Source organism: Streptomyces sp. NPDC047061 (genome assembly GCF_040643955.1).
In the GTDB taxonomy this organism is placed as follows: Bacteria; Actinomycetota; Actinomycetes; order Streptomycetales; family Streptomycetaceae; genus Streptomyces.
The window spans coordinates 495,011-520,809 of record NZ_JBEYVI010000002.1; the positions used below are offsets into that span (position 1 = coordinate 495,011).

Here is a 25,799-nt window from a genome sequence, read left to right on the forward strand (position 1 = left end):
AACTGCGCGATCAGCCCCCACGGTCCGCAGTTCCCCACGCACCGAAACCACCCGAGCTCTCTGAGAGAATGGTGAGCATGGCCTCAGATCGACCTCGCGTGCTCTCCGGCATCCAGCCCACCGCCGGCTCGTTCCACCTGGGCAACTACCTCGGCGCCGTCCGCCAGTGGGTGGCCCTCCAGGAGTCCCACGACGCCTTCTACATGGTCGTCGACCTGCACGCGATCACGGTCCCGCAGGACCCCGCCGACCTGCGCGCCAACACCCGGCTCGCCGCCGCCCAGCTGCTCGCGGCCGGCCTGGACCCCGACCACTGCACCCTCTTCGTGCAGAGCCACGTCCCCGAGCACGCCCAGCTCGCCTGGGTCATGAACTGCCTCACCGGCTTCGGCGAGGCCAGCCGGATGACCCAGTTCAAGGACAAGGCGGCCAAGCAGGGCACGGACCGCGCGAGCGTCGGCCTGTTCACGTACCCCATCCTCCAGGTCGCCGACATCCTGCTCTACCAGGCCAACGAGGTCCCCGTCGGCGAGGACCAGCGCCAGCACGTCGAGCTCACCCGTGACCTCGCCGAGCGCTTCAACGGCCGCTTCGGCGAGACCTTCACGATCCCGAAGCCGTACATCCTCAAGGAGACGGCGAAGATCTACGACCTCCAGGACCCGTCGATCAAGATGAGCAAGTCGGCGTCCACGCCGAAGGGCCTCATCAACCTCCTCGACGACCCGAAGGCGACCGCGAAGAAGGTCAAGAGCGCGGTCACGGACACGGACACGGTCATCCGCTACGACGCCGAGAACAAGCCGGGCGTCTCCAACCTCCTCACCATCCACTCCACCCTCACCGGCAAGTCGATCGCCGAGCTGGAGCAGGAGTACGAGGGGAAGATGTACGGCGCGCTCAAGACGGACCTCGCCGAGATCATGGTCGACTTCGTCACCCCGTTCCGCGAGCGCACCCAGCAGTACCTGGACGACTCGGAGACCCTCGACTCGATCCTCGCCAAGGGCGCGGAGAAGGCCCGCGCCGTCGCCGCCGAGACCCTGGCCCAGGCCTACGACAGGGTCGGTTTCCTGCCCGCGAAGCACTGAGAAGCACCGAGCGAAGCGAAGCGCTGCACATCACTTCGGCCACGGCTGCCCGGGAGGCGGCCGTGGCCGTACAGTCGATAGCCGGACGCCCGGGTACGAACCCGACATGCGTCCGCCCACCACGACCGACGGGAGATGACGTGGGGACCGTAACGATCGGCGTGTCGATCGCGGTCCCGGAGCCTCATGGCAGCCTGCTCCAGGAGCGGCGCGCGGGCTTCGGCGACGCCGCGGCCCACGGCATCCCCACGCACGTCACGCTGTTGCCTCCGGCGGAGATCGCAGAGGAGGCGCTGGCCGCGGTGGAAGCCCACCTGGGCGAGGTCGCCGAGGCCGGCCGGCCGTTCCCGATGCGGCTGTGCGGTACGGGTACGTTCCGGCCGCTGTCGCCGGTGGTCTACGTCAGGGTCGTCCAGGGGGCCGAGGACTGCGCCTGGCTGCAGGCACGGGTGCGGGACGAGTCGGGGCCGCTCGCCAGGGAGCTGCAGTTCCCGTACCACCCGCACGTGACCGTCGCCCACGGGATCGAAGAGGCCGCGATGGACCGGGCGTTCGCCGAGCTGGCGGACTTCGAGGCCGAGTGGCCGTGCATGGGGTTCGCGTTGTACGAGCAGGGGGCGGACGGGGTGTGGCGGAAGCTGCGCGACTTCGTCTTCGGGGGCTCTGTCGTTCCGCCTCAGGTGGGGCATGTGGAGCGAGGGTCCATCGCCAGTCGGTAGTCTGCGGGCCGGTGGGGGCTGGTCGCGCCCACGCGGCGGCAGCCGCATATCGAACACAGCCCCGCGCCCCCAAGGGGGCGCCCCCCGGCGGCCGGAACTAGATCGGCAGCCTTCGGAAGACCGACCGCGGCGCGTGCCGTAGCGCCGACATCACCACCCGCAGTGCCCCCGGTACCCACACCACCTCCGAGCGTCTGCGCAGGCCCACCTCGATCGCGGTCGCGACCGCCTCCGGGGTCGTGGCGAGCGGTGCTTCCTCCAGGCCCCTCGTCATCTTCGACCGCACGAACCCCGGCCGTACGACCATCACGTGCACGCCCGTCCCGTGCAGCGCGTCGCCCAGCCCTTGCGCGAAGGCGTCCAGGCCCGCCTTGCTGGAGCCGTAGATGAAGTTGGAGCGGCGGGCCCGTTCCCCGGCGACCGAGGAGAGGACCACCAGGGAGCCGTGGCCCTGCGCCTGCAAGGCCCTCGCGCTGACCAGGCCGGCCGAGACCGCGCCGGTGTAGTTGGTCTGGGCGACGCGCACGGCGTTCACCGGTTCGCGTTCGTCGGTGGCCTGGTCGCCGAGGACGCCGAAGGCGAGCAGGACCAGGTCGATGTCGCCGTTGGCGAAGACCTTGCCGAGGGCCGTCTCGTGGGACTCGGGGTCCAGCGCGTCGAAGGCGACGGTGTGGACGTCCGGTCCCAGGGCGCGCAGCTGCTCGGCGGCCTGTTCGAGCGCGGTGGAGGGGCGGCCGGCCAGCCAGACCGTGCGGGTGCGGCGGGCGATCAGCCGGCGTGCGGTGGCCAGCGCGATCTCCGACGTACCGCCGAGGACGAGCAGGGACTGGGGCATTCCGAAGGCGTCCTTCACTGCAACTCCTGAGGTTCAGAGACCGAGACGGCGGGACAGGTCGGAGACGAAGACCCCGCGTGGGTCCAGTTCGGCGCGCAGGGCGCGGAAGTCGGGGAGCCGCGGGTACATCGCGCTGAGCAGGTCGGGGCGGAGCCGGGCGTCCTTGGCGAGGTAGACGCGGCCGCCGGCGCCCGCCACCTCCTCGTCGAGTTCGTCGAGGAAGGCGGCGAGGCCGGGCAGCGCGGCGGGGATGTCGAGGGCGAGGGTCCAGCCGGGCACGGGGAAGGAGAGCCAGCCGGGGTCGGCGTCGCCGAAGCGTTTGAGGACGGCCAGGAAGGACGGGCAGCGGCGCTCGGAGATCCGGGCCACGATCCGGCGCAGGGCGTCCTCCCGGCCGTGTCCGACGGCGAACTGGTACTGGACGAAGCCGGCCCGGCCGTAGACGCGGTTCCAGTGCGGGACGCCGTCGAGGGGGTGGAAGAACGCGGAGACGGGCTGGAGTTGGCCGACCCGGGCGCGGGGCGCCTTGCGGTACCAGAGTTCGTTGAAGAGGCCGACGGTGGTGCGGCCCAGGAGGCCGTCGGGGACGAAGGCGGGGGCGGGCGGGAGGCTGCGGGGGCGGAAGGCGAGGGGGGCGCGCCCGGCGCGGGTGCGTGCGCCGAGCGCCTCCCGGGGTGCGTGGTCGCCGCGGGTGAGCACCGCGCGCCCGGTCGCCGCCCCGCGCGCGAGCAGGTCGATCCAGGCGACCGAGTAGCGGTAGCGGTGGTCGGTGGCGGTCAGCCGGGCCATCAGGTCGTCGAGGTCGGTGGCGCGTTCGGTGTCGACGCGCATGTACGACGTCTCGACGGGGAGGAGGCGGACGGTCGCCGTGAGGATCACTCCGGTCAGACCCATGCCGCCGGCCGTCGCGTCGAACAGCGGGGTGCCGCGGCTCACCGTGCGGACCTGGCCGTCGGCGGTGAGGAGTTCGAAGGACAGCACGTGACGGGAGAACGATCCCGAGACATGGTGGTTCTTGCCGTGGATGTCGGCGCCGATCGCGCCGCCCACCGTCACCTGGCGGGTCCCCGGGGTCACCGGGACGAACCAGCCGAGCGGCAGCAGCACCTCCATCAGGCGGTGCAACGAGACCCCGGCGTCGCACAGCACGGTGCCGCCGTCGGCGTCGACGGCGTGGATGCGGTCGAGGCCCGTCATGTCGAGCACGGCACCGCCGGCGTTCTGCGCGGCGTCACCGTAGGCCCGCCCGAGACCCCGCGCGATACCGCCGCGCGCCCCGCAGGTCCGGATCGCGTTCGCTGCCTCCTGGTAGGTGCGGGGACGGATCAGACGGGCGGCGGTGGGTGCGGTGCGGCCCCAGCCGGTGACGGAGACGGTGGTCTCGGGCGCGGCGGGACCTGCGGGGCCAGCGGGACCTGCGGGGTCTACGGGGCCTGCGGGATCTGCGGGACCTGCGGGACCTGCGGGACCTTCAGGCCTTCCGGGTGTGACGGGCATAAGGGCGACCGTATCGCTGCCGTATGGGTGTTATGAGCGCTATGGGGGATTGGTTACGGAAGATCACCTGACTCCCCGAAACGGGTGATTATCGGAATGTCGCTCAATATGGTCGTAGCTTTGGCGGAGTGAAGGTGAACAGTGAGTCCAATGGACGACATGGACCACCGGATCCTCTCCGCGCTGCACGCCTGCGGTGCCGATCCGCGCGTCGCGTCGGCCGCGCGCGGTCTCTCCCTCGCCGGTGAGCACGGGGCGCTCTGGCTCGCGGCGGGCCTCGCCGGGGCCGCCGTGGACGGCGTGCGGCGCGGCGCCTGGTTGCGCGGCACAGCGCTCGTCGCGGGCGCGCACCTGGGCAGCATGGGCGTCAAACGGGTCGTGCGCCGGGCGCGCCCCGCGCATGTCCGGCCCCGGATGCGCACCGCGGGCGGGCACTCCTTCCCCAGCTCGCACGCCACCTCCGCCGCGGCCGCCGCCGTCGCCTTCGGGGCGCTCGGCGTGCCCGCCCTCGGCCCCCTCGCGGCCGCCATGTGCCTGTCCCGGCTGGTGGTCGGCGTGCACTTCCCGACGGACGTGGCGGCGGGCGCGGCCCTGGGCGCGCTCACCGCCCGAGCCGGGGCGCGCTGGATGAGCGGAGGCACGGCGTGACCGAGACCGCGCACGCCGCAGCGGAAGGCGTGGCCGGGACGACCCCCGCGAAAGGTCCCGCCGAGGGTGTTGCTGAAACGACCCTGCACGAGCAGCGCGCCCACTCCGCCCGGCCGTCCGCGCCACCCCGGGCCCCCGTCACCCTCCCCGGCGTCCTCCGCGGCCTGCTGCGGACCACCCGCCCCAAGCAGTGGGTCAAGAACACCCTCGTCATCGCCGCCCCGGCCGCCGCCGGCCGGCTGTTCTCCGGGCCCGCCCTCGCCCGCCTCGCCCTCACCTTCGCCCTCTTCACGGCCTGTGCCGCCGCCGTCTACCTGATCAACGACGCCCGGGACGCCGAGGCCGACCGCGCCCACCCCGTCAAGTGCCGCCGCCCGGTCGCCGCCGGGCAGGTCCCGGTCCCCGTCGCCTACGTCGTGGGCGGCGTCCTCGCGGTCCTGGGCCCCCTGCTCGCGATCCGGCTGACCCCGCCCCTGGTCCCCGTCCTCCTGGTCGCGTATCTGGGCATGCAACTGGCGTACTGCGTCGCCCTGAAGCACGTCCTCGTCGTCGACCTCGTCGTCGTCACCACCGGGTTCCTGATGCGGGCGATGATCGGCGGGGTCGCCCTCGGCATCCCGCTGTCCCGCTGGTTCCTGATCACCACCGGCTTCGGCGCGCTCTTCATGGTGTCGGCCAAGCGCTACTCCGAGGCCGTGCAGATGGCCGGGAAGGCGGGCGCCACCCGAGCGCTGCTCACCGAGTACACCACCGGCTACCTCCGCTTCGTCTGGCAGCTGGCCGCCGGGGTCGCCGTCCTCGCCTACTGCCTGTGGGCGCTGGAGGGCCACCGCGGGCCCGCCGCCGGCCTGCTGCCCTGGCGCCAGCTGTCCATGGTCGCCTTCATCCTGGCGATCCTGCGGTACGCCGTCTTCGCCGACCGCGGCACCGCCGGCGAACCCGAGGACGTCGTCCTGCGCGACCGCGCCCTCGCCCTGATCGGCCTGGCCTGGCTGGCGATGTACGGCCTCGCCGTGACCCACTGGTGACCGCCCAGCAGCGCGAGCTGATCGGCTTCGCGGTCGTCGGGCTGCTCGCCTACATCGCCGACCTCGGCCTCTTCAGCTGGCTGCGCGGCCCGGCCGCCCTCGACCCGCTCACCGCCAAGTCCCTCTCCTTCGTGGCGGGTTGCACGGTCGCCTACCTCGGCAACGCCTGCGGCACCTACCGCCACACACGGGCGAGCGGGGTGCGCCCCTACGCCGTCTTCGTCGCCGTGAACCTCGCCGGTGCCCTGGTCCAGTTGCTCTGCCTCGCCGTCAGCCACTACGGTCTCGGCCTCACCTCACAGCGCGCCGACACCGTCTCCGGCGCGGTCGTCGGCATGGCGCTGGCCACGGTCCTGCGCTTCTGGGGTACCCGTACATTGGTGTTCCGCGGAGGGGGCAGAGTCGGATCATGGACTGGCTGAGCAGACTCCCCGTCGTCGGCCCCCTCGTGGGCTGGCTGATGACCACGCACGTGTGGCGGTCCTACGAGCGGCTCGACCGGGTGAAGTGGTCCCGGCTGGCCGCCGCCATGACCTTCATCAGCTTCATCTCGATCTTCCCGCTGCTGACCGTGGGCGCCGCGATCGGGGCCGCCACGCTCAGCGAGTCCCGGCAGCAGGAACTCCAGAACAAGATCGCCGACCAGGTGCCCGGCATCTCCGACCAGCTGGACATCCACTCCCTGGTCCAGAACGCCGGCACGGTCGGTCTCATCGCCGGTGCGGTCCTGCTGTTCACCGGCATCAACTGGGTCGGCCAGATGCGGGACTGCCTGCGCGCGGTGTGGGAGCTGCCCGACATGGACAAGAACCCGATCCTGGCCAAGGCCAAGGACGGGCTGATCCTGATCGGCTTCGGCGGCGCGGTGCTCGTCACGCTCGCCGTCTCCACCGTCGCCTCGGCGGCGGTCGGCTGGACGTCCCGGCAGCTCGGCATCGCCGAACACAGCTGGGGCAGCCTCCTGCTCCGCACCGCCGCCTTCACCGTCGCTGTGACGGCCGACTTCCTGCTCCTGCTCTACGTCCTCACCCTGCTGCCCGGCGTCGAACCGCCGCGCCGCCGCCTGCTGGTCGCGGCCCTGATCGGCGCGGTCGGCTTCGAACTCCTCAAGCTCCTGCTCAGCGGCTACATCCAGGGTGTCGCCGGGAAGAGCATGTACGGGGCGTTCGGCGTCCCGGTGGCCCTGCTGCTGTGGATCAACTTCACGGCCAGGATCGTCCTGTACTCCGCCGCCTGGACCGCGGAGGAGACCACCGCCGAGTTCAGGGACGAGTCCGTCGGCGCACCAGATCCGGCAGCGGCCAACGGCGGTTGACGAGGAAACCCGCGCCGATCAGCAGCACCACCGCCCCGCCCGCGATCCCCAGCGCCACCCCGACCCCGCCGGAGCCGTCGGCGGAGGCCGCGGCCACGGGCTTCGAGCTCGTGCCGTCGTCCTTGCCGACGGCGGTGGCGGACGGCGCGGCACTGGAGGTCACGGCCCCCTTGGGCGGCACCAGTTCACCCACCGGAGTCACCTTGCCGGCCGCCTGGAAACCCCAGTCGAACAGCTTGGCGGTCTCCTTGTAGACCTCGTTGTGCTCCTTCTTCTCCGGGTTCATCACGGTGACCAGCAGCACCCGGCCGTCGCGCTCGGCGACCCCGGTGAAGGTGGCGCCCGCGTTGGTGGTGTTGCCGTTCTTCACCCCCGCGATGCCCTGGTACACCGGGACGTCGGTGTCACCGCTCAGCAGCCGGTTGGTGTTCTGGATCTCGAAGGACCCGCGGACCGACTTGCCCTTCGCGTTCTTCGTCGTGTCGCCCGGGAAACTGGCCCGCACGGTCGAGCAGTACTCCCGGAAGTCCTTCTTCTGCAGCCCGGACCGCGCGAACAGCGACAGGTCGTACGCCGACGACACCTGCCCCGGCTGGTCGTAGCCGTCCGGACTCACCACATGGGTGTCCAGCGCCTGCAGTTCGTCGGCGTGGTCCTGCATGTCCCGGACCGTCTGCTCGACCCCGCCGTTCATCGCGGACAGCACGTGCACGGCGTCGTTGCCGGAGCGCAGGAACACGCCGAGCCAGAGGTCGCGGACCGTGTAGGTCTGGCCCTCCTTTATCCCGACCATGCTGGAACCGGCGCCGATACCGGCGAGGTCGGCCGGCACCACCTTGTGCGGGGTCGACTTCGGGAACCGGGGCAGCACGGTGTCCGCGAACAGCATCTTCATGGTGCTCGCCGGGGGCAGCCGCCAGTGCGCGTTGTGCGCCGCGAGCACCTCGCCCGACTCGGCGTCGGAGACGATCCAGGAACGCCCCGTGACGTCCTTCGGCAGCGCCGGCACCCCGGCGGCCGAATTCACCTGGGTACCGGGCTGCCCCAGCCGGGTACCGCCCACCGTCGACATGTCTGCCGGGGGAGTGGCCGACGGAGTCGTCGAGGGGGTCGGCGTGGCGAGCGCGGCCGGCGCGGTGAGCGACAGGGACATCAGGGCGGCGGAGGTGACCAGCAGCACACGGCTGGCCTTCGGCTTCGGAGCGGACACGGACGAGAACGTACCTGCCCGGGAGGCCGAAGTCCCACCACCGACCCCACCCCGGAGCCGGAACCGGACAGCCCCCGGAGATACTGAACCCATGCTGTGCTCACCCGGGGGACGCGGCGGCCTTTGGTCGCTGCGCGACGGGCCGGACCCCCGGCCGGTTCGGTTGGCTGTGGGCGCCCAGCGTGGTGACGAAAGGTCTGTCCCTGTGAAACTCAGCCGTCCGGTCTCCTGGTTCCTGCTCGTGTTCGGGGTGTGGAGCTGGTTCATCTGGATCACTTTCGTCAAGAACCTCGTCAAGGACGGCAGCGGACTCGCCTTCGACGACGGCCACCCCACGGCGTACTTCTGGGTCCACCTGACGCTGGCCGTCGTGTCCTTCGTATTGGGGACGGTCATCGGGGTCATCGGGTTGCGCGGAGTCCGCGCACTGCGCCGCACGTCATAGCAACGGCAGAGGAAGAGGCACGGCAGGGTGATCATCGTCTTCGGGTTCCTCGCCCTGGCCGTGGTGACGGCCCTCTACTGGTACCTGTGGCGCCGCCTGGTGCGCGACACGACCACGGGGTGGGGCCTGCCGCGCCAACTGGGCACCACGCTGTTCGTCGTCGGCCCGGTCCTGATGTTCGCGGCCCTGTTCGCAGAGGTGGGCCACGCGCCGTTCGTACTCCAGCGCGCCCTCGCCTGGCCGGGCTTCCTGTGGATGGTCCTGTCCCTGTACCTGCTGCTGACGGTGGTGGCGGGCGAGGCGCTGAGGCCTCTACTGAGCCGTCTCTTGAAGCGCCGGGACGACAAGCGCCCCCTCAGGGGCGCGGGGAACTGCGCGACCAGCCCCCACGACGCGCAACTGTTGACACCGACCGGTGGACCCCCTCAGGGGCGCGGGGAACTGCGCGAACAGCCCCCACTGACCCGCGCTCAAGAACCCACCCCCACCCCAACCCGCCGCCTCTTCGTCTCCCGCGTCGTCGGCGGCGCAGCCGCCACCGCAGCGACGGCCACCGTCGGCTACGGCACCTACGGCGTCCTCCGCGGCCCGCGCGTGAAACGCGTCACCGTCCCCCTGGCCAAACTCCCGCGCGCCGCCCACGGCTACCGCATCGCCGTCGTGAGCGACATCCACCTCGGCCCCGTCCTCGGCCGCGGCTTCGCGCAGCGGGTCGTCGACACGATCAACGCCACCCAGCCCGACCTCATCGCGGTGGTCGGCGACCTCGTCGACGGCAGCGTGAAGGACCTCGGCCCCGCGGCCGCCCCCCTGGCCCAGCTGTCGGCACGCCACGGCAGCTACTTCGTCACCGGAAACCACGAGTACTTCTCCGGCGCCCGGCAGTGGGTCGAGGAGGTCCGCACCCTCGGCCTGCACCCCCTGGAGAACGCCCGCACCGAACTGGCCCATTTCGACCTCGCCGGTGTGAACGACATCGCCGGCGAGAGCACGGGCCAGGGCCCGGACTTCGACCGTGCCCTGGCCGGCCGCGACACGGCCCGCGCCTGCGTGCTCCTCGCCCACCAGCCCGTCCAGATCCACGAGGCCGTCCGGCACCACGTCGACCTGCAGCTCTCCGGCCACACCCACGGCGGCCAGCTCTGGCCGGGCAACTTCATCGCGGCGGCGGCCAACCCGACCGTCGCCGGCCTGGACCGCTACGGCGACACCCAGTTGTACGTCTCCCGGGGCGCCGGTGCCTGGGGGCCGCCCACCCGGGTCGGCGCCCCGTCGGACATCACGGTCATCGAGCTGGCGTCGATACAGGCCTGACCGAAACAGCCCCGCACTCACTGTGGAAGAGCTGTGAAATCCGGCGGAAACAAGCCCTCGGTAAGTTCTTCCTCATCTAGTCAGATCACTCTTCCCCCACATGAAACACCTGTGATTAGGTGAGCCGCGTCACTTAGGGGAGTGGCATTTGCGGAGGGCCTGGGTAGGGCCTGGAGCGGACCCGCGCTGGTCCTGGGGAGGGCACCAACCATGCGATCTGTTCGCATGCGGATTCTCGTCACACTTGTCGTCCTGGCGGTCGTGGGAATCGGTGGCTGGCAGCTGCTGCCGTCGCAGGAGAACAAGAACAAGACGATCACCGTCGGCACGACCGACGCCGTCACCTCGCTCGACCCGGCCGGCGCGTACGACGCCGGTTCCTGGGCGCTGTTCAACAACGTCTTCCAGACACTGCTGACCTTCGAGCCCAGCGGTGTCCAGCCGGTCCCGGACGCCGCCCAGAGCTGTGACTTCACGGACTCCGGCCTCCAGACCTACCGCTGCGTGGTACGCGACGGGATCACCTTCCCGAGCGGCCGGGCGATGACCGCCGAGGACGTGAAGTACTCCTTCGACCGGGTCAAGAAGATCAACTCCGATGTCGGCCCGGCCTCCCTGCTCTCGACGCTCGGTTCGGTGACCGCCTCCGGCAAGACTGTCACCTTCCACCTGTCGTCCCCGGACGCGACGTTCCCGTTCAAGCTGGCCACCGGCGCCGGCGCGATCGTCGACAAGGACAAGTACCCGGCGGACAAGCTGCGCACCGACGACTCGGTGGACGGCACCGGCCCGTACACCCTGACGTCGTACACGAAGGGCAAGCAGGCGACCCTGCGGCCCAACAGCAACTACAAGGGTGAGCTGAGCGGCACCGGCCGCCCCGTCGAGCTGAACTACTACGCCGACTCGGCCAAGCTCGCCGGCGCGTACAAGGCCAAGAAGATCGACGTGGCGACCCGCACGCTGCCGCCCGGCATGGTCTCCAAGCTCTCGCCGAGCGACCCCGACCAGCGCGTCCTGGAGTCGGACAGCTCCGAGACCCGCAACCTGTACCTGAACACCCGCAAGAGCTCTGCCCTGCACGACGTACTGGTCCGCCGGGCCATCGCCTGGCTGATCAACCGCGAGGAACTGGCCTCGACCGTGTACGACGGCACGGTGCAGCCGCTGTACTCACTGATCCCGACCGGCCTCACCGGCCACACCACGTCCTTCTTCGACACCTACCCGACCCAGAGCGTCGCCAAGGCGAAGGCGCTCCTGGAGGAGGCGGGCGTCAGCACCCCCGTCAAGTTCACCTTCGGCTACGGCATCGGCCACGGCGCGGGAGCCGAGGAGGCCGCCGCGCTGAAGAAGCAGCTGGAGGCGGGCGGCCTGTTCAAGGTCGACGTCAAGGGGTACGAGTGGACCGACTTCCAGAAGTCGTGGGCCCAGGGGAAGATGGACGCCTGGGCGGTCGGCTGGGTCGCCGACTACCCCGACCCGGACACCTTCGGCGCCTCCCTCGTCGGCAGCGACTCCGTGATGAGCACCGGTTACAGCAACAAGGCCGTCGACCACCTCCTCCAGGACAGCCAGCGCTACGCCGACCGCAGCCGGGCCGACCAGGACTTCCGCAACGTCCAGACGGACGTGGCGGACGACGTCCCGCTGATCCCGCTGTGGCAGCGCACGGACTACGTCCTCAGCAGCGAGGACGTGGGCGGGGCCCAGTACCTCACGGACAGCACGGGCATCTTCCGCCTGTGGAGTCTGAACTGGATCTGACGGGCGTGCTGAGACGCAACGCCTTCCGGCTCCCCCGGCACCCGGCGTCCGTCGGCCTGGCCCGGCACCGGGTCCGGGACCATCTGGCCGCCTGGGGCCACGGTCCGGACACCCGGGCGGTCGACGACGCAACTCTCCTCGTCTCCGAACTGGCGACCAACGTCGTCCGCCACGGCCCCTTGCGCGAGCGGGAGTTCGAGGTCGCGGTGACGGCCCTGGCGGACGGCTCCTGCCTGATAGAGGTCTCGGACGAGGGCCGGGCGGAGCCCCGCCTGCGCCTCGTGAGAGAGGACGACGAGACGGGCCGGGGCCTGCACCTGGTGGAGACGATCGCGGCGGCGTGGGGTGTGTGGAGCAGAGGAAGCCACGGCAAGACCGTCTGGGCGTTGATCTCGGTCGACCCGTAGCCGTTTGCGGCCGCGGTGCCGTCGTGGTTGCTCGCGCAGTTCCCCGCGCCCCTAAAAGAAGGGGCGCGGGGCTGTATCCATTTGCGGCTGCCGCCGCGTGGGCGCGACCAGCCACAACGCACCCGCACCCGGAACTCAGCCGCAACGCAACGTCACCGTCACCGCCAGTCCCTCCCCGGGAGAGGTCCGCACACACACCTCACCCCCGTGCGCCTCCACCACCCCCTGCACGATCGCCATCCCCAGCCCGCTCCCCTCCGCGCTCCCCACCCGGAAGAACCGGTCGAAGATCCGCCCCGCGTCCTCCTCCTTCAGCCCCGGCCCCTCGTCGGCCACACACACCCGCACCACCCCGTCCGCCCGCTCCACCCCCAACCGCACGGCGGCGTCACCGGGCGTATGGACACGCACGTTGGCCATCAGGTTCCCCAGCACCTGCCGCAGCCCCGACTCGTCCGCCCGCACCAGCACCGCCCCGTCGGCCTCCACGGCCACCGGCCGCCCCGGCTGCTGCGCCCGCAGGTCCTCCGCCGCGTCCCGCACCAGCCGGCTCACGTCGACGTTCCGGAACCGGATCTCCGGCCGCTGGTCGAGCCGCGCGAGCAGCAGCAGCTCGTCCACCAGGCGGCCCATCCGGTCCACCTCCCCGTGCATCCGGTCCCAGGCCCGCCGCCGCTCCCCGGGCTCGCTCAGCATCCCCTTCTCGTACAGCTGGAGGTAGCCGCGGATGGCGGCGAGCGGCGTGCGCAGCTCGTGCGAGGCGTCGCCGACGAACCGGCGCAGCTGGGCCGCGCTGCGCTCGCGGGTCCGGTAGGCCGCCTCCACCTGGTGCAGCATGGTGTTGAGGGCGAGCCGCAGCTGTTCGACCTCCTCCGTCGGATGCTGGCTGGAGGGCACCCGCCGGGTCAGGTCGCCCTCGGCGATCGCCGACGACGTCTCCACCATGTCCTCCAGCGGCAGCATCCGTTGCCGCACGCTGTACATGGTCAGACAGCACAGCAGCGCCAGCAGCAGCGAGCCGACCGCGAAGTCGAGCTTGAGCGCCTTGGCTATGCCCTTGTGCAGCAGCTCGGTCGACTGGGCCAGCAGGACGTAGGGGCCGTCGGCGAGCCGGGTCGCCGTCACCCGGTAGGACGCGCCGTGCACCTCGATGTCGTGCGGGTCGGGCGCGGCGGCGAGGGCGCGCGGGTCGGACACGGCGGCGGCGAGGGAGCGCTGGGCCTCGGTCGGCTTCATGTCGAAGAGGGAGATCGCGTCGCCCTTGGTGTCGATGACCGCGAAGATCGAGTCCGGTGTCGGGTCGGACTCGGTGGGGACGATCCGGTCGCGGATCACACCGAGCGCGCTCAGCGAGTCGACCTGCCGCAGCGTCAGTCCCGAATCCCCCAGTGACGTCCGCATCTTGAGCAGCTCGGAGTCCACCTGGTCGAGCAGGTACAGCCGCATGCCCATGATGCTCACGACGGCCGCCACCACGATGCCGACGGCGAGCAGCCCCACGTTGGCCAGGGTGAGCTTGCCGCGCAGCGAGTGCATTCCGTGCCGGTGCCGGCGCTTGCCGAGGCTCATGTCAGGCCGTACCCGACACCCCGCCGGGTGGTGATCACCGGCGCTCCCAGGGCGTCGAGCTTGCGCCGCAGATAGCTGATGTAGGTCTCCACGACAGTCGACTCGGACGGTATGTGCTCGTACTGCCAGACGTGCTTGAGCAGCTGCTCCTTCGGCACGATCCGGCCGCCGTTGCGCACCAGGAAGCGCAGCAGCGCGTACTCGGTCGGGGTCAGCTCGACCGTGCGGCCGGCGCGGTGCACCGAGTACGTCGTCTCGTCCAGCTCCAGGTCGCCGTAGCGCAGCGGCGGGCGCTGCTGGATGACGTCCGCCGGGCGGGTGCGGCGCAGTACGGCGCCGATCCGGGCGACGACCTCGTCGATGTTGAACGGCTTGGTGATGTAGTCGTCGCCGTAGCCGAGCGCCCCGACTATCTCCGCCGGGGCGTCCCGCGCGGTGAGGAACACCAGCGCCAGGTCCGGCCGCCGGGCGCGCAGCTCACGGCCCAGGGCGCGGCCGTCGCCGTCCGGCAGCATCACGTCGAGCAGGGCCGCGTCCGGCCGGGTGCGCTCGGCCAGGGCGAGGGCGTCCCGGACCGTGCCGGCCGTCATCACCTCGAACCGGTGGTAGCGCAGGGCGATGGCGAGGACGTCCGCGATGCTCGGCTCGTCCTCCACGATCAGCACGGTGCTGCCTGGAGCCGTCATGCCCCCAGTATCGGCGCCGCCGCCGACAGCCGGGGGCGCGCAGCTTTGGAGTTCCTTGAGAGTCATGCGCGCCCGGTGTCCCGGCGCCCGGCCCGCTGCCGATCCTGGTGCCCAGGACCTGGGGGACCAACCGACCGAAGTGATCTACGACAAGGAGCTGTTGAGCGTGACGGCATTGGCACGGTGGTGCTATCGGCACCGGCTGGTGGTCCTGTTGCTGTGGGTGGGGGCACTCGTCGGCGTGGGCTTCTCGGCCTCGGCGGCGGGCACGAACTACGCGAACGTGTTCTCCCTCCCCGACACGGACTCCAAGAGCGCGTACGACCTGATGGAGAAGGCCTTCCCGGACACCTCCGGTGACACGGACACCGTGGTGTGGAAGGTCGACAGCGGCTCGGTGACGGACAGGGCGGTCCAGGACCGGGTCCAGCCGACCCTGGACAGGATCGCGAAGCTGCCCGGCGTGGGCGCGGTCACCAGCCCCTACGCCGGCGCCCGGGGGTCGGCGCAGATCAGCAAGGACGGCACGATCGCGTACGCCCAGCTGACCTTCACCAAGCGGGCGAACGAGATACCCAAGGAGCAGGTGCAGAAGGTCCTCGACACCGCGCAGGCCGCGGAACGGGACGGTCTCCAGGTGGAGCTGGGCGGCCAGGCCATCCAGCGCGTCCAGGAGCCGCCGCAGGGTCTCTCCGAGATGGTCGGCATCATCGCGGCGGCCGTCGTGCTGTTCCTCGCCTTCGGTTCGTTCTTCGCGATGACCCTGCCCATCGCGATCGCCGTCTTCGGCGTCGGCATGGGCCTGTTCTCCACTCAGCTGCTCAGCCACGCCGTCGACATCCCCGACATCGCCCCGCTGCTGGCCTCCCTGATCGGCCTCGGCGTCGGCATCGACTACGCCCTGTTCATCGTCACCCGGCACCGGCGCGGCATCCTGCGCGGCATGGACCCCGAGGAGTCGGCGGTCACCGCCCTCAACACCTCGGGCCGGGCGGTGCTGTTCGCGGGCGGCACGGTCTGCATCGCGCTGGCCGGCATGCTGGTCACGAGGCTGCACTTCCTGGACGGCGTGGTCATCGGCACGTCCCTGACGGTGGTGCTCAGCGTCCTCGCGGCCACCACCCTCCTCCCGGCCCTGCTCGGCTTCCTCGGCCCGCGCGTCCTCAGCCGCCGCCAGCGCCGCCGGCTGGCCGCCGAGGGCCCGGAGCCGGAGAAGGCGAGCGGTCTCGCGGCCCGCTGGTCGGCGAGCGTGGAGAAGCGCCCGCGCCGCATCGCGGCGCTCGCGGTGGTCGTCATGGCCGTCCTGGCCATCCCGGTCCTCTCGCTGCGCCTCGGCGCCACCGACCAGGGCAACGACGACGCGTCCACGACCACCAGGAAGGCCTACGACCTGCTCGCCGAGGGCTTCGGCCCCGGCTTCAACGGCCCCCTCCAGGTGGTCAGCGTCGGCGGCGACACGGCGAAGCTGGTCCAGGGCCTGAAGTCGACGCCGGGCGTCGCCCAGGTGGCCGAGCTGCCCCCGTCCCAGGGCGTCACGGTCATCCAGGTCGTCCCGACCACCTCCCCGCAGTCCAAGGAGACGGACGACCTGATCGACACCCTGCGCGACAAGGTGATCCCGCAGGCGGGCGCGGAGGCGCACGTGGGCGGTGTGACGGCGGTGTCCAAGGACTTCGCCTCCGTCACCGGCGACCGGCTGCCCCTCTTCATCGGGACGATCATCGCCCTGGGCTTCCTGCTGCTCCTGGTCGCCTTCCGCTCCCTGGTCGTCCCGCTGACGGCCGCCCTGATGAACCTGATCGCGGCGGCGGCCTCCTTCGGCGTGCTCGTGGCGATCTTCCAGTGGGGCTGGGGCCTGGACCTGCTGGGCCTCGGCAAGGAGGGCCCGATCAACGCGTTCCTCCCGGTCATCATGCTCTCCCTCCTCTTCGGCCTCTCCATGGACTACCAGGTGTTCCTGGTGAGCCGGATGCACGAGGAGTGGGTGCACACGAAGGACAACGCGCGGGCGGTCCGGGTCGGCCTCGCGGAGACCAGCCGCGTCATCAACAGCGCGGCCCTGATCATGGTCTGCGTCTTCCTGGCCTTCGTCCTCAGCGGCGACTCGGGTGCGGCGACGGCGGGCGTGGGCCTCGCGGCGGCGGTCGCCCTGGACGCCTTCATCCTCCGTACGGCCCTGGTCCCGGCGATGATGCACCTGCTGGGCAGGTCCAACTGGTGGCTGCCGACCTGGCTGGACAAGCGGCTCCCGCACCTCGCGGTGGAACCGCAGGAGACGGCGGCGCCCGAACCCACGGAGCCGGGCGGCCCGGCCACGGCGATCCACGGCTTCGTCCGCACGGCGGACGGCGACCCGGTGGAGGAGGCCTCGGTCACCCTGATGTCCAAGGGCGGCCGCCAACTGGACCACGTCACGTCCCTGGCGGACGGCTCCTACATCGTGTCGGTACCGGCGCCGGGCGCGTATCTGCTGGCGGTGACGTCCTCGTCGTACGGCTCGAAGGCCCGGCACGTGACGGTGGCGGAGGGGCCGCTGGTGTACGACGTGGAGCTGACCGGGGACGAGGTGGACGCGGTCAACTAGCCGGGCTCTTGGCCCTGCCGCCCGGATCCGGCAGTACCCGGGTCATCCCCGGCAGGAAGTCCGTGAACAGCTCGTGGACCTCCAGGACCAGCGGCCGCAGTACCCGGAACCGCGCGAGGGACACCCCTCGCGCGGTCAGCCGGGCCCCCCGCTCGGCCAGCCGGTAGCTCCTCTCCCGCCCCTCGGTCCGGTCGAAGATCCAGTACAGGACCAGCCCCATCTGCGAGAGCCACATCAACTCGGGCAGTACGTCCCGCAGTTCGGGGGCGACCTTGGTCTTCGCCCCGGCCAGCACCTCGCGGTGCACGCTGATCGCCTCGTCGCGCGCGTGCTCGCTCTCCGGGGAGAAGGGGCTGAGCGGGCTGTCGGGGTCGGCGGCGTTCTTGAAGAAGTGGACCGCGAACTCGTGGTACGGCCGGGCGATGTCCAGCCACACCTTCAGCACGCCCGCGAGCCGCGCCTCCAGGTCGGTCTCCTTGTCCAGGACCTCGCGGACCGCCACCCGGTGCTCGGCGGCGAGCTGGTCGTAGAAGCCCTGGATCAGGTGCTCCTTGCCGGCGAAGTAGTAGTACGCGTTGCCGACGGAGACCCCGGCCTCCGTGGCGATCGCCCGCATCGTGGTCTTCTCGTAGCCCCGCTCCCGGAACAGCCGCATCGCCGTCTCCAGGATCAGCGCACGGGTCTGCTCGGACTTGCTCTGGGCAGCGGCCTCGACGGGACCGTCGTTCTTCGCGGACACGGACAGAGCCTAACGAGTGGCGCAGACGCCGCTGTCACAGCCCGGAGGGTCGTAGAGCCACCCGACGGCGGGTTCGTAGAGCCACCCGTCCTCCCGCCGGAACGGCTGCCCGGTTCCCTGCCCGCCCCGCCACCAGGAGGCGGCGAGCACCGCGCCGCGCGCCAGCCGGGCCCCGGCCGGCGTGCTCAGCCGGTGGGCCAGCGGCCGCTGTTCCCGCAGCGCCCACAGCACCACGATCCACGCGGCGGTGTCCCGGTACACCTGCCCGCCGTCGCCGACGACGGTGACCTCGTCGAGGGTGGCCGAGTGGTCGAGGCCGGGGAACCGGGCGCGGGCCTCGTCCGACCCGGCGGGCACGAGGGTGAGCGGCACCAGCTGCGGCTGGCGCCCGAGCCAGTCGCGCAGGTGGGTGCAGAGGGTGCACTCCGCGTCGTAGAGGACGGTGAGCCCGTGGACCGGGACGCCCACGGCGCCCCGGTCGTCGGTCGCGGTCACGGCGGTCACGCCCCGGCCGCCGGAGCGGTCCACCCCTGCGGCGGGACCGGCGGGAACTGCTCCTTCTCCATGATCCCGCGGCGCCGTATCCGGTTGAGCACGTAGACGTTGCCGAGGTGCATCACGCCGAGCACCAGCAGCACCACCCCGAGCTTGGCGGACAGCGCCTCGAAGATGCCCCGGGCGTTGTCGATCGTGTCGCTGGTGTGCAGGTAGAGCGCGACGAAGCCGAGGTTGACGAGGTAGAAGCCGACCACCAGCAGGTGGTTGACGGCGTCGGCGAGCTGCTCGTTGCCGTGCAGGACGTCGGAGAGGAAGATCCGCCCGTTGCGGCTGAGCGTGCGGGCCACCCAGATGGTCAGGCCGATGCTGACGAGCAGGTAGATGACGTAGGCGATGACCGTGCGGTCCATGTCCCACCCCTTCTTGAACGCGTTCAAAACGCTGACAGGGATGACTCTAGACCCGCTTTTGAACATGTTCAACTCAATCGCGGAGTGACCCCCTTCACCCCCGCCGGGCGAGCTCCGGCCGCTTGCCGTAGTCCGTGAAGCCGAGGATGTTCCCCCAGGGGTCGGCGACCTCGACGGTCCAGCCGGTGGCCACCGAGAACGGCTCGTCGAGGACGGCGATCCCGGCCTCCTTGAAACGCGCGGCCGCGGCCCGCGCGTCCGGCACCTCCAGCCACACGCGCGGCGAGGCCCACACCGCCGGCCGGTGCCCCAGCCCCTCCTCGGCGCGCAACAGGATCCCGGGCGTCTCGCCCCCGACCTTCAGCAGGGCGATCCCGCCCTCGTCGAACCGGAACCCGACCGTGAACCCGGCCCGCTCGTAGAAGGCGACGGCATCCGCGAGCCTCCCGACAGGCATCACGACGTTGTCGAACCCGAGCAGTTCGTACGACTCGTCATCTGACATGCAATCAGATTAGGAGTAGAGATGACGGTTGCCGGGCGGGCTGACCGTCGGGTCACTCAATGGGCCGAGAAGGGGGCCGCCGCGTCGGTACGCTGAGCGCTCGTCGGTGCCGGGCGAGCGAGGGGGCGGGGATGGCTCCGGGAGCAGAGGCCTTCCAGGGCGAGGCGCGGGCGGCTTTCGCCGAGGTCGCGCAGCGGCTGGGCCTGGACGGGCCGGGCGGCGCCGAGGAGGACCGGCATCTCGCGGTCGCGACCTACGCCGGATCGGGAGTGACCTACAAGGCGGTCCTCGGCCTGTGGCAGGGCGACGTCGAGATCCACGTCTGCCGCACGACCCCGCTGACCGAGTGCAAGGTCGGCATCGAGGGGCTGGCCGTCACGGCGGGCGTCGTGGACCGCCCCGGCGGGGTCTCCTTCGGCGCCCGCACCCTCCGCCAGCTCCGCAGGTCCCTGGCCGGCCAGGTCCGTTACGTCGAACTCGTGCACCCCCTGGTCTCCGGCGACCCGGACACGGCCCTGTCACTGATGCGCGCGGCGGGCGCCCGGGAGTGGCGCAGGCCCCCCGAGGGGTGAGAGTGGGGGCTCTCATGGTCATCGGCTCTGCCGCGTGGCCGCCGTGTGCCTGCTCACCACCACGCCGAGCACGGCGAGCAGCACTGCCCCGGTGGCCAGGCTCATGGGGCCGGTGCCCAGTTGCAGACCGTCTCCGTAGGGCGCGGGAACGCCGAGCCAGTCGGCGAAGGAGGCGCCCAGCGGACGGGTGAGGGTGTAGGCCAGCCAGAACGCGGCGACCTCGTTCAGCGCGAACCGGCGGTGGGCCAGCGCGGGAACCAGGATGAGCCCCAGGAAGACGAACGTGGCCGCCAGTGTGCCCAGCCCCAGCGGTCCGGCGGCGAGGTCGCCCGCCGCCGTACCGAGCGCGAAGGTGAAGATCACCGTGAGCCAGTAGAAGATCTCGCGCGGCCGGTTGTCGACCGAGTGCGTGTCCAGTGTCCCCTGGGTCCGCCACCAGGCGGCGAAGACGCCGGCCTGGAGAACCAGCAGCAGTACCGTCGAGCCCCACAGCGGCATACCGAGATCCTGGTTCAGGAAGTCCGCCGACATGGTGCCGAAGACACTGACGGCCACGACGGTCGTCCAGTAGGCGAGCGGTGAGTACGTCCGCCTGGACAGTTGTACCGCGAGGCAGCCGGCCAACAGGATCAGGCCGCCCAGTATCGCCTTATTTCTGCCGATGTAATCGTTGAAGAACACGTAATCGGAGAATGCCTCGCCGAACGCGGTGGTCGCCAGTTTCGCCCCCCAGAAGACCAGGGTGACCTCCGGGACCTTGACGGCGCTGTGCCGTCGGGACTCGGGTGGACGGGTAGTCGTCACGTGATGCTCCCTTTGCTTCGCTCGGCGGATTTCGCCCGGCGCTGTGCGCGCCACCGTAGGAAGCCCGGGGCCGTGAACGGATCGGACGATCGTCTTCATTTCCGGGAATGTGTACGACCTTCGATTGATGTCGGCCGGTCGCGGCAGCCGTATCGTCGGGGTTGTGACAGCGCACGCCCAGCCCGGACGCCCCGGCGTGCCGCGCCGGGTAGCGCGCACTCCGCGCACCCGGGCGGCGATGGAAGCACTCTCGACCGTCCTGCCGCCGGCCGCGTGCAGCGTGGTCGCGGTCCATCAGCTCCTGTACGACCGGGCACCCGGGGGCCACTGGCTGCTCGCGATGACAACGGTCTGGATCCTGCTGCTGCGGCGCCGCGCGCCGGTCACCGTTTTCTGGGCGGGCTGGACGGGTGCCATGACGGGCTGGGCGCTCGGAGTCGGACCCGGACCGGACTTCGCGGTGCTGGTGGCCCTCTACACCGTCGCCTCCGCGCGCGGCCTCCGCTACTCCCTGCCGTCCGCCGCGGCCACCGAGATCGGAGTGGTCCTCGTGGCGGTGGATGTGGCGCCACGCGGCAGCGTCAACGACGGGATCATCATCCTCACCGGCCTGGCCGCGGCCGTCTTCTTCCTGGGCACGACCCTGCGCGCACAGCGCCGCTACCTCGCCTCCCTGGAGGACCGGGCGCAGCGGCTTCAGCAGGAGCGCGCACAGCGCGAGCAGCTCGCCGCGGTTGCCGAGCGCACCCGGATCGCCCGCGAGATGCACGACATCGTCGCCCACGGACTGGTGGTGGTGATCGCTCTGTCGGAGGCGGCGGCGGCCACTGCCGCCACCGACCCGGAGGACGCCCGCGACCAGATGCTGCGGGGCGCCGCGGCCGGCCGGGAGTCCCTGGCGCAGATGCGGCGTCTGCTGGGCATGCTCCGCACCGAGGAGAGGACCGCCCTGGTTCCGCAGCCCGACCTCCGTGCACTGGAGGCGTTGCTGGCTGACACCCGCCGCGCCGGACTGGAGGTCCGCCTGACCGAGACCGGACCGCCGGAGGTCCGGCAGAACCTCGGACCGGCCGTGCAGACCACCCTCTACCGGGTGGTGCAGGAGTCGCTGACCAATGCCGTCAAGCACGCCCGCGACGCCTCCCGCGTCGACGTGGAGCTGTGCTACGCGGCTGACGAGGTGGGCTTCCGCGTCACCGACGACGGCACATCCGCGCCCTCCGCGCCGACCGGCAACGGCCTGACCGGAATGCGGGAACGGGTCGCGATGTTCGACGGCGATCTGCGGGTGGGGCCCGGCCCGGCGGGCTGGTCCGTGGCGGGGCGACTGCGTCTGCCCGACTCGGGCGGCCGGACGCCGGTCCCCGACCACCGGGTGCGGCCGGAGGCAGCCGGGTGAATGTCTCCGTGCTGCTCGCCGACGACCAGGCACTGGTCCGCATGGCCTTCCGGAGCCTGCTGAACACCATGCCGGGCATCACGGTCGTGGCCGAGGCCGCCGACGGCCGTGAGGCGGTCGAGGCCGCCCGAAGGCACCGCCCCGACGTGGTCCTCATGGACGTGCGCATGCCCGTCATGGACGGGATCGAGGCCACCCGGTTCATCCGGGGCGAGACCTCCTCCCGGGTCCTCATCCTGACCACGTTCGACATGGACGACTACGCCTTCGAGGGGCTGCGCGCCGGCGCCGCCGGGTTCCTCCTCAAGGACGTCCTGCCCGCGGTGCTCGGTGCCGCGATCCGGGACGTGGCCCGCGGCGACGCGGTCCTCACCCCGCGTATCACCCGGGGGCTGGTCGACAGGTTCGCGCAGATCGCGCCCTGGCCGCACGACGAGGACGCCGGCCGGCGGTTCGTCCAGCTCACCCAGCGCGAGCAGGAGGTGTTCCACCTCATCGCGTCCGGGCTGACCAACGCCGAGATCGCCGACCGGCTGTGCCTCACCGAGGCCACGGTGAAGACGCACATCACCCGGATCCTCGCCAAGCTCCAGCTGAGGGACCGGGTCCAGGTCGTGATCTTCTCCTACGAGCATCGGCTCAGGCCCTGAACCAGGCGTCGCGGACAGGCCGAGGGCCCCGCTCCGGAGGAGGAGCGAGGCCCTCGGTTGCCGTGGTGCTTCGGGAACGTCAGAAGCGGCGCGTGATCAGCGCTCGCTTCACCTCCTGGATCGCCTTGGTGACCTCGATGCCGCGCGGGCAGGCGTCCGTGCAGTTGAAGGTCGTGCGGCAGCGCCAGACGCCGTCGCGGTCGTTCAGGATCTCCAGGCGCTGCTCGCCGGCCTCGTCACGCGAGTCGAAGATGAAGCGGTGCGCGTTGACGATGGCGGCCGGGCCGAAGTACTGGCCGTCGTTCCAGAAGACCGGGCAGGACGACGTGCACGCGGCGCAGAGGATGCACTTCGTCGTGTCGTCGAAGCGCTCGCGGTCCTCGGCCGACTGGAGCCGCTCACGCGTGGGCTCGTTCGTGTCCTTCGTGATGAGGAAGGGCATGACGTCGCGGTACGCCTGGAAGAACGGGTCCATGTCCACGACCAGGTCCTTCAGGACCGTGAGGCCCTTGATGGGCTCGACCGTGATCGGCTTCTCGGGGTTGATGTCCTTGATCAACGTCTTGCACGCGAGTCGGTTCTTGCCGTTGATGCGCATCGCGTCCGAACCGCAGATGCCGTGCGCGCAGGAGCGGCGGAAGGTCAGCGTGCCGTCGACGTCCCACTTGATCTTGTGGAGGCCGTCGAGGACGCGCTCCTTCGGGTCGATCTCCAGCTGGAAGTCTTCCCAGACGGCGTCCGCGGAGACCTCCGGGTTGAACCGGCGGACCCGGAAGGTGACCGTGATGAGGTGGTCCGAGGCCGCGGCCTCCGCCTCCACCTTGTCCAGAACGGGGGTTGCCATCAGTACTTACGCTCCATCGGCTGGTAGCGGGTCTGGACGACCGGCTTGTAATCGAGACGGATGGACTCGGCGCCGTCGTCGCCCACCTCGCGGTACGCCATGGTGTGGCGCATGAAGTTGACGTCGTCGCGGTTGGGGTAGTCCTCGCGGTAGTGACCGCCGCGGGACTCCTTGCGGGCCAGGGCGGAGACCGCCATGACCTCGGCGAGGTCCAGGAGGTTGCCGAGCTCGATGGCCTCAAGGAGGTCCGTGTTGAAGCGACGCCCCTTGTCCTGGATCGAGACGTTCTTGTAGCGCTCGCGCAGCTCCGCGATCTTCTCGACCGCCGTCTTGATCGTCTGCTCGGTGCGGAACACCATGACGTTGGCGTCCATGGTCTCCTGCAGCTCCTTGCGGAGCGTGGCGACCCGCTCGTTGCCCGTCGAGGTGCGCAGCTGCTCGATCTGGGAGACGACGAACTCGGCCGGGTTCTCCGGGAGTTCGACGTAGTCGACGGTGTGCGCGTACTCGGCGGCCGCGATGCCCGCCCGGCGGCCGAACACGTTGATGTCGAGGAGCGAGTTGGTGCCGAGGCGGTTGGCGCCGTGCACCGAGACGCAGGCGACCTCGCCGGCCGCGTACAGGCCCGGGACGACGGTGGTGTTGTCGATGAGGACCTCACCCTCGACGTTCGTCGGGATGCCGCCCATCGCGTAGTGCGCGGTGGGCTGGATCGGGATCGGGTCCGTGTACGGCTCGATGCCGAGGTAGGTGCGCGCGAACTCGGTGATGTCCGGGAGCTTCGCGTCCAGCTGCTCCGGCGGGAGGTGCGTGAGGTCGAGGTAGACGTGGTCGCCCTCGGGACCGCAGCCGCGGCCCTCACGGATCTCCGTGTAGATGGAGCGGGACACGACGTCACGGGACGCGAGGTCCTTCATGACCGGCGCGTACTTCTCCATGAAGCGCTCGCCGTCCTTGTTGCGGAGGATGCCGCCCTCACCACGGGCGCCCTCCGTCAGCAGGATGCCCATCCGCCAGATGCCGGTCGGGTGGAACTGGAAGAACTCCATGTCCTCCAGCGGCAGGCCGCGGCGGTAGACGGCCGCCTGGCCGTCGCCCGTCAGCGTGTGCGCGTTCGACGTCACCTTGAAGAACTTGCCGGTGCCGCCGGAGGCGTAGATGACGGCCTTCGCCTGGAAGATGTGGATCTCACCGGTCGCCAGCTCGTACGCGACGACGCCGGCCGACTTCCTGACGCCGTCTTCCTCGGTCATCAGCTGGTCGAGGACGTAGAACTCGTTGAAGAACTCCACGCCCTCCTTGACGCAGTTCTGGTACAGCGTCTGGAGGATCATGTGGCCGGTGCGGTCGGCCGCGTAGCAGGACCGGCGGACCGGGGCCTCGCCGTGGTTGCGGGAGTGACCGCCGAACCGGCGCTGGTCGATCGTGCCGCCCGGCGTCCGGTTGAACGGCAGGCCCATCTTCTCCAGGTCGAGGACGGCGTCGATGGCCTCCTTCGCCAGGATCTCGGCGGCGTCCTGGTCGACCAGGTAGTCACCGCCCTTGACCGTGTCGAAGGTGTGCCACTCCCAGTTGTCCTCCTCCACGTTGGCCAGCGCGGCGGCCATGCCGCCCTGCGCGGCGCCCGTGTGGGAGCGGGTGGGGTAGAGCTTGGTCAGCACGGCGGTGCGGCTGCGCTTCGTCGACTCGATGGCCGCGCGCATGCCCGCGCCGCCGGCGCCGACGATGACGGTGTCGTACTTGTGGATCTTCATGTCGTGAGTACCTCAGCCCCGTGCCTAGCGGATGTTCGGGTCGAAGGTGAAGATCACCAGCGAGCCCAGCAGGATGGTGAACACCGTGGCCGTGTAGAGCAGGCCCTTCAGCCACAGCCGGGTGTTCGCGCGCTCCGCGTAGTCGTTGATGATCGTGCGCAGGCCGTTCGCGCCGTGCAGCATCGCGAGCCAGAGCATCAGCAGGTCCCAGACCTGCCAGAAGGGGCTCGCCCAGCGGCCGGCCACGAACGCGAAGCCGATCTTCGACACGCCGCCGTCGAGCACCAGCTGGATCAGCAGGTGGCCGAGGACCAGGACGACCAGCACGACACCCGACAGGCGCATGAACAGCCAGGCGGCCATCTCGAAGTTGCCGCGGGTGGACCGCGGGGTCTTCTTGGTGCGCTTGCGCGGGGCCTCGATGAGGGGGGCCGGGTTGTCGACGTTGAAGAGGGGGGCGCCCTCGACGGGGCCGACGCCCGATGCGGTGGTTTCAGTGGTCGACATCT

At 70.8% G+C, this 25,799-nt stretch carries 27 protein-coding genes; 14 read left to right on the forward strand and 13 right to left on the reverse strand.

Going from position 1 to position 25,799, the window contains the following annotated elements; all coding sequences use genetic code 11:
* The first annotated feature begins 77 nt into the window (after positions 1–77).
* Entirely contained in the window at positions 78–1,091 is a 1,014-nt protein-coding gene (gene trpS, locus ABZ887_RS05750) for a tryptophan--tRNA ligase (RefSeq protein ID WP_361283224.1), read from the forward strand.
* Between the two features lie 140 nt (positions 1,092–1,231).
* On the forward strand, positions 1,232–1,810 hold the full coding sequence (locus tag ABZ887_RS05755) for a 2'-5' RNA ligase family protein (protein WP_361283226.1): 579 nt from the start codon (positions 1,232–1,234) through the stop codon (positions 1,808–1,810).
* A gap of 97 nt (positions 1,811–1,907) precedes the next feature.
* Here ABZ887_RS05755 and ABZ887_RS05760 read toward each other — a convergent pair whose 3' ends face one another.
* A complete protein-coding gene (locus tag ABZ887_RS05760; protein ID WP_361283228.1) occupies positions 1,908–2,663 on the reverse strand; it encodes a decaprenylphospho-beta-D-erythro-pentofuranosid-2-ulose 2-reductase in 756 nt (251 codons plus the stop codon).
* A 15-nt stretch (positions 2,664–2,678) separates the two neighbouring features.
* Positions 2,679–4,142 carry an FAD-binding oxidoreductase gene (locus ABZ887_RS05765; protein ID WP_361283230.1) on the reverse strand — a complete coding sequence of 488 codons (1,464 nt, stop codon included), beginning with the start codon at positions 4,140–4,142 and terminating at the stop codon, positions 2,679–2,681.
* A 150-nt stretch (positions 4,143–4,292) separates the two neighbouring features.
* On the opposite strand from ABZ887_RS05765, the gene ABZ887_RS05770 reads away from it, so the two are divergent.
* The 4 genes from ABZ887_RS05770 to ABZ887_RS05785 all read left to right on the forward strand — a co-directional run bounded on the left by ABZ887_RS05770 (position 4,293) and on the right by ABZ887_RS05785 (position 7,133).
* Positions 4,293–4,790 carry a phosphatase PAP2 family protein gene (locus ABZ887_RS05770; RefSeq protein ID WP_361283232.1) on the forward strand — a complete coding sequence of 166 codons (498 nt, stop codon included), beginning with the start codon at positions 4,293–4,295 and terminating at the stop codon, positions 4,788–4,790.
* An 83-nt stretch (positions 4,791–4,873) separates the two neighbouring features.
* The gene (locus tag ABZ887_RS05775) at positions 4,874–5,818 is read left to right on the forward strand and encodes a decaprenyl-phosphate phosphoribosyltransferase (protein WP_361283375.1); all 945 of its coding nucleotides are present in this window, start codon (positions 4,874–4,876) and stop codon (positions 5,816–5,818) included.
* Positions 5,815–6,240, forward strand: a complete 426-nt coding sequence (locus ABZ887_RS05780) for a GtrA family protein (protein WP_361283234.1) — start codon at positions 5,815–5,817, stop codon at positions 6,238–6,240. Before ABZ887_RS05775 ends, ABZ887_RS05780 begins: the two co-directional genes overlap by 4 nt.
* A complete protein-coding gene (locus tag ABZ887_RS05785) occupies positions 6,228–7,133 on the forward strand; it encodes a YihY/virulence factor BrkB family protein (RefSeq protein ID WP_361283236.1) in 906 nt (301 codons plus the stop codon). The genes ABZ887_RS05780 and ABZ887_RS05785 overlap by 13 nt, the downstream gene beginning before the upstream one ends.
* Here ABZ887_RS05785 and ABZ887_RS05790 read toward each other — a convergent pair.
* Positions 7,081–8,286, reverse strand: a complete 1,206-nt coding sequence (locus tag ABZ887_RS05790) for a D-alanyl-D-alanine carboxypeptidase (RefSeq protein ID WP_361283377.1) — start codon at positions 8,284–8,286, stop codon at positions 7,081–7,083. The two genes, ABZ887_RS05785 and ABZ887_RS05790, sit on opposite strands and share 53 nt — an antisense overlap.
* Positions 8,287–8,548: 262 nt before the next feature.
* Between ABZ887_RS05790 and ABZ887_RS05795 the strand changes: the two genes are divergently transcribed.
* From ABZ887_RS05795 to ABZ887_RS05810, 4 genes are all read left to right on the forward strand, one after another.
* A complete protein-coding gene (locus ABZ887_RS05795) occupies positions 8,549–8,788 on the forward strand; it encodes a hypothetical protein (protein WP_361283238.1) in 240 nt (79 codons plus the stop codon).
* A 27-nt stretch (positions 8,789–8,815) separates the two neighbouring features.
* Positions 8,816–10,102, forward strand: a complete 1,287-nt coding sequence (locus tag ABZ887_RS05800) for a metallophosphoesterase (RefSeq protein WP_361283240.1) — start codon at positions 8,816–8,818, stop codon at positions 10,100–10,102.
* Between the two features lie 210 nt (positions 10,103–10,312).
* Positions 10,313–11,869, forward strand: coding sequence for an ABC transporter substrate-binding protein (locus ABZ887_RS05805; RefSeq protein ID WP_361283242.1), 1,557 nt, complete (start codon positions 10,313–10,315; stop codon positions 11,867–11,869).
* 5 nt (positions 11,870–11,874) lie between these two features.
* Positions 11,875–12,276, forward strand: coding sequence for an ATP-binding protein (locus ABZ887_RS05810; RefSeq protein WP_361283379.1), 402 nt, complete (start codon positions 11,875–11,877; stop codon positions 12,274–12,276).
* A 135-nt stretch (positions 12,277–12,411) separates the two neighbouring features.
* Here ABZ887_RS05810 and ABZ887_RS05815 read toward each other — a convergent pair whose 3' ends face one another.
* The gene (locus tag ABZ887_RS05815) at positions 12,412–13,845 is read right to left on the reverse strand and encodes a HAMP domain-containing sensor histidine kinase (RefSeq protein WP_361283244.1); all 1,434 of its coding nucleotides are present in this window, start codon (positions 13,843–13,845) and stop codon (positions 12,412–12,414) included.
* Positions 13,842–14,531 carry a response regulator transcription factor gene (locus ABZ887_RS05820; protein WP_350776007.1) on the reverse strand — a complete coding sequence of 230 codons (690 nt, stop codon included), beginning with the start codon at positions 14,529–14,531 and terminating at the stop codon, positions 13,842–13,844. The genes ABZ887_RS05815 and ABZ887_RS05820 overlap by 4 nt, the downstream gene beginning before the upstream one ends.
* 175 nt (positions 14,532–14,706) lie before the next feature.
* On the opposite strand from ABZ887_RS05820, the gene ABZ887_RS05825 reads away from it, so the two are divergent.
* The gene (locus tag ABZ887_RS05825) at positions 14,707–17,115 is read left to right on the forward strand and encodes an MMPL family transporter (RefSeq protein WP_361283381.1); all 2,409 of its coding nucleotides are present in this window, start codon (positions 14,707–14,709) and stop codon (positions 17,113–17,115) included.
* Here the strand turns inward: ABZ887_RS05825 and ABZ887_RS05830 are convergent.
* The 4 genes from ABZ887_RS05830 to ABZ887_RS05845 form a co-directional block, all read right to left on the reverse strand.
* Positions 17,108–17,854 carry a TetR family transcriptional regulator gene (locus ABZ887_RS05830; RefSeq protein WP_361283246.1) on the reverse strand — a complete coding sequence of 249 codons (747 nt, stop codon included), beginning with the start codon at positions 17,852–17,854 and terminating at the stop codon, positions 17,108–17,110. The genes ABZ887_RS05825 and ABZ887_RS05830 overlap by 8 nt on opposite strands.
* Before the next feature lie 9 nt (positions 17,855–17,863).
* Positions 17,864–18,358, reverse strand: coding sequence for a DCC1-like thiol-disulfide oxidoreductase family protein (locus ABZ887_RS05835; protein ID WP_361283248.1), 495 nt, complete (start codon positions 18,356–18,358; stop codon positions 17,864–17,866).
* A complete protein-coding gene (locus ABZ887_RS05840) occupies positions 18,355–18,762 on the reverse strand; it encodes a hypothetical protein (protein WP_361283250.1) in 408 nt (135 codons plus the stop codon). Before ABZ887_RS05840 ends, ABZ887_RS05835 begins: the two co-directional genes overlap by 4 nt.
* Before the next feature lie 94 nt (positions 18,763–18,856).
* Positions 18,857–19,267, reverse strand: a complete 411-nt coding sequence (locus tag ABZ887_RS05845; protein ID WP_361283252.1) for a VOC family protein — start codon at positions 19,265–19,267, stop codon at positions 18,857–18,859.
* A gap of 131 nt (positions 19,268–19,398) precedes the next feature.
* Here ABZ887_RS05845 and ABZ887_RS05850 point away from each other — a divergent pair, with 131 nt between their 5' ends.
* The gene (locus ABZ887_RS05850) at positions 19,399–19,839 is read left to right on the forward strand and encodes a hypothetical protein (protein ID WP_361283254.1); all 441 of its coding nucleotides are present in this window, start codon (positions 19,399–19,401) and stop codon (positions 19,837–19,839) included.
* A gap of 18 nt (positions 19,840–19,857) precedes the next feature.
* On the opposite strand, the gene ABZ887_RS05855 is transcribed toward ABZ887_RS05850, so the two are convergent.
* Positions 19,858–20,643, reverse strand: a complete 786-nt coding sequence (locus tag ABZ887_RS05855; RefSeq protein WP_361283256.1) for a hypothetical protein — start codon at positions 20,641–20,643, stop codon at positions 19,858–19,860.
* A 238-nt stretch (positions 20,644–20,881) separates the two neighbouring features.
* On the opposite strand from ABZ887_RS05855, the gene ABZ887_RS05860 reads away from it, so the two are divergent.
* Together ABZ887_RS05860 and ABZ887_RS05865 are read left to right on the forward strand one after the other, a co-directional pair.
* Positions 20,882–22,042 (forward strand): sensor histidine kinase, encoded by a 1,161-nt coding sequence (locus ABZ887_RS05860; protein WP_361283258.1) that lies wholly within the window; start codon positions 20,882–20,884, stop codon positions 22,040–22,042.
* A complete protein-coding gene (locus ABZ887_RS05865) occupies positions 22,039–22,692 on the forward strand; it encodes a response regulator transcription factor (protein WP_361283260.1) in 654 nt (217 codons plus the stop codon). The genes ABZ887_RS05860 and ABZ887_RS05865 overlap by 4 nt, the downstream gene beginning before the upstream one ends.
* A 79-nt stretch (positions 22,693–22,771) precedes the next feature.
* Here ABZ887_RS05865 and ABZ887_RS05870 read toward each other — a convergent pair whose 3' ends face one another.
* The 3 genes from ABZ887_RS05870 to ABZ887_RS05880 are packed head-to-tail and all read right to left on the reverse strand — an operon-like array spanning position 22,772 to position 25,797.
* Positions 22,772–23,536: a succinate dehydrogenase iron-sulfur subunit gene (locus ABZ887_RS05870; protein WP_361283262.1), complete on the reverse strand. Its 765-nt coding sequence runs from the start codon at positions 23,534–23,536 to the stop codon at positions 22,772–22,774.
* Positions 23,536–25,290, reverse strand: a complete 1,755-nt coding sequence (gene sdhA / locus ABZ887_RS05875) for a succinate dehydrogenase flavoprotein subunit (protein WP_361283264.1) — start codon at positions 25,288–25,290, stop codon at positions 23,536–23,538. Before sdhA ends, ABZ887_RS05870 begins: the two co-directional genes overlap by 1 nt.
* Before the next feature lie 24 nt (positions 25,291–25,314).
* The gene (locus ABZ887_RS05880; RefSeq protein ID WP_217554202.1) at positions 25,315–25,797 is read right to left on the reverse strand and encodes a succinate dehydrogenase hydrophobic membrane anchor subunit; all 483 of its coding nucleotides are present in this window, start codon (positions 25,795–25,797) and stop codon (positions 25,315–25,317) included.
* Between the last annotated feature and the right edge of the window lie 2 nt (positions 25,798–25,799).

Bases quoted from the DNA above. Each gene is read 5' to 3' on its own strand.
- ABZ887_RS05805 (WP_361283242.1), top strand. From the start codon at position 10,313: ATGCGATCTGTTCGCATGCGGATTCTCGTCACACTTGTCGTCCTGGCG.
- ABZ887_RS05860 (WP_361283258.1), top strand. From the start codon at position 20,882: ATGGAAGCACTCTCGACCGTCCTGCCGCCGGCCGCGTGCAGCGTGGTC.
- ABZ887_RS05870 (WP_361283262.1), bottom strand. From the start codon at position 23,536: ATGGCAACCCCCGTTCTGGACAAGGTGGAGGCGGAGGCCGCGGCCTCG.
- ABZ887_RS05820 (WP_350776007.1), bottom strand. From the start codon at position 14,531: ATGACGGCTCCAGGCAGCACCGTGCTGATCGTGGAGGACGAGCCGAGC.
- trpS (WP_361283224.1), top strand. From the start codon at position 78: ATGGCCTCAGATCGACCTCGCGTGCTCTCCGGCATCCAGCCCACCGCC.
- sdhA (WP_361283264.1), bottom strand. From the start codon at position 25,290: ATGAAGATCCACAAGTACGACACCGTCATCGTCGGCGCCGGCGGCGCG.
- ABZ887_RS05845 (WP_361283252.1), bottom strand. From the start codon at position 19,267: ATGTCAGATGACGAGTCGTACGAACTGCTCGGGTTCGACAACGTCGTG.
- ABZ887_RS05840 (WP_361283250.1), bottom strand. From the start codon at position 18,762: ATGGACCGCACGGTCATCGCCTACGTCATCTACCTGCTCGTCAGCATC.
- ABZ887_RS05850 (WP_361283254.1), top strand. From the start codon at position 19,399: ATGGCTCCGGGAGCAGAGGCCTTCCAGGGCGAGGCGCGGGCGGCTTTC.
- ABZ887_RS05785 (WP_361283236.1), top strand. From the start codon at position 6,228: ATGGACTGGCTGAGCAGACTCCCCGTCGTCGGCCCCCTCGTGGGCTGG.
- ABZ887_RS05790 (WP_361283377.1), bottom strand. From the start codon at position 8,286: ATGTCCCTGTCGCTCACCGCGCCGGCCGCGCTCGCCACGCCGACCCCC.
- ABZ887_RS05815 (WP_361283244.1), bottom strand. From the start codon at position 13,845: ATGAGCCTCGGCAAGCGCCGGCACCGGCACGGAATGCACTCGCTGCGC.
- ABZ887_RS05765 (WP_361283230.1), bottom strand. From the start codon at position 4,142: ATGCCCGTCACACCCGGAAGGCCTGAAGGTCCCGCAGGTCCCGCAGGT.
- ABZ887_RS05770 (WP_361283232.1), top strand. From the start codon at position 4,293: ATGGACGACATGGACCACCGGATCCTCTCCGCGCTGCACGCCTGCGGT.
- ABZ887_RS05880 (WP_217554202.1), bottom strand. From the start codon at position 25,797: ATGTCGACCACTGAAACCACCGCATCGGGCGTCGGCCCCGTCGAGGGC.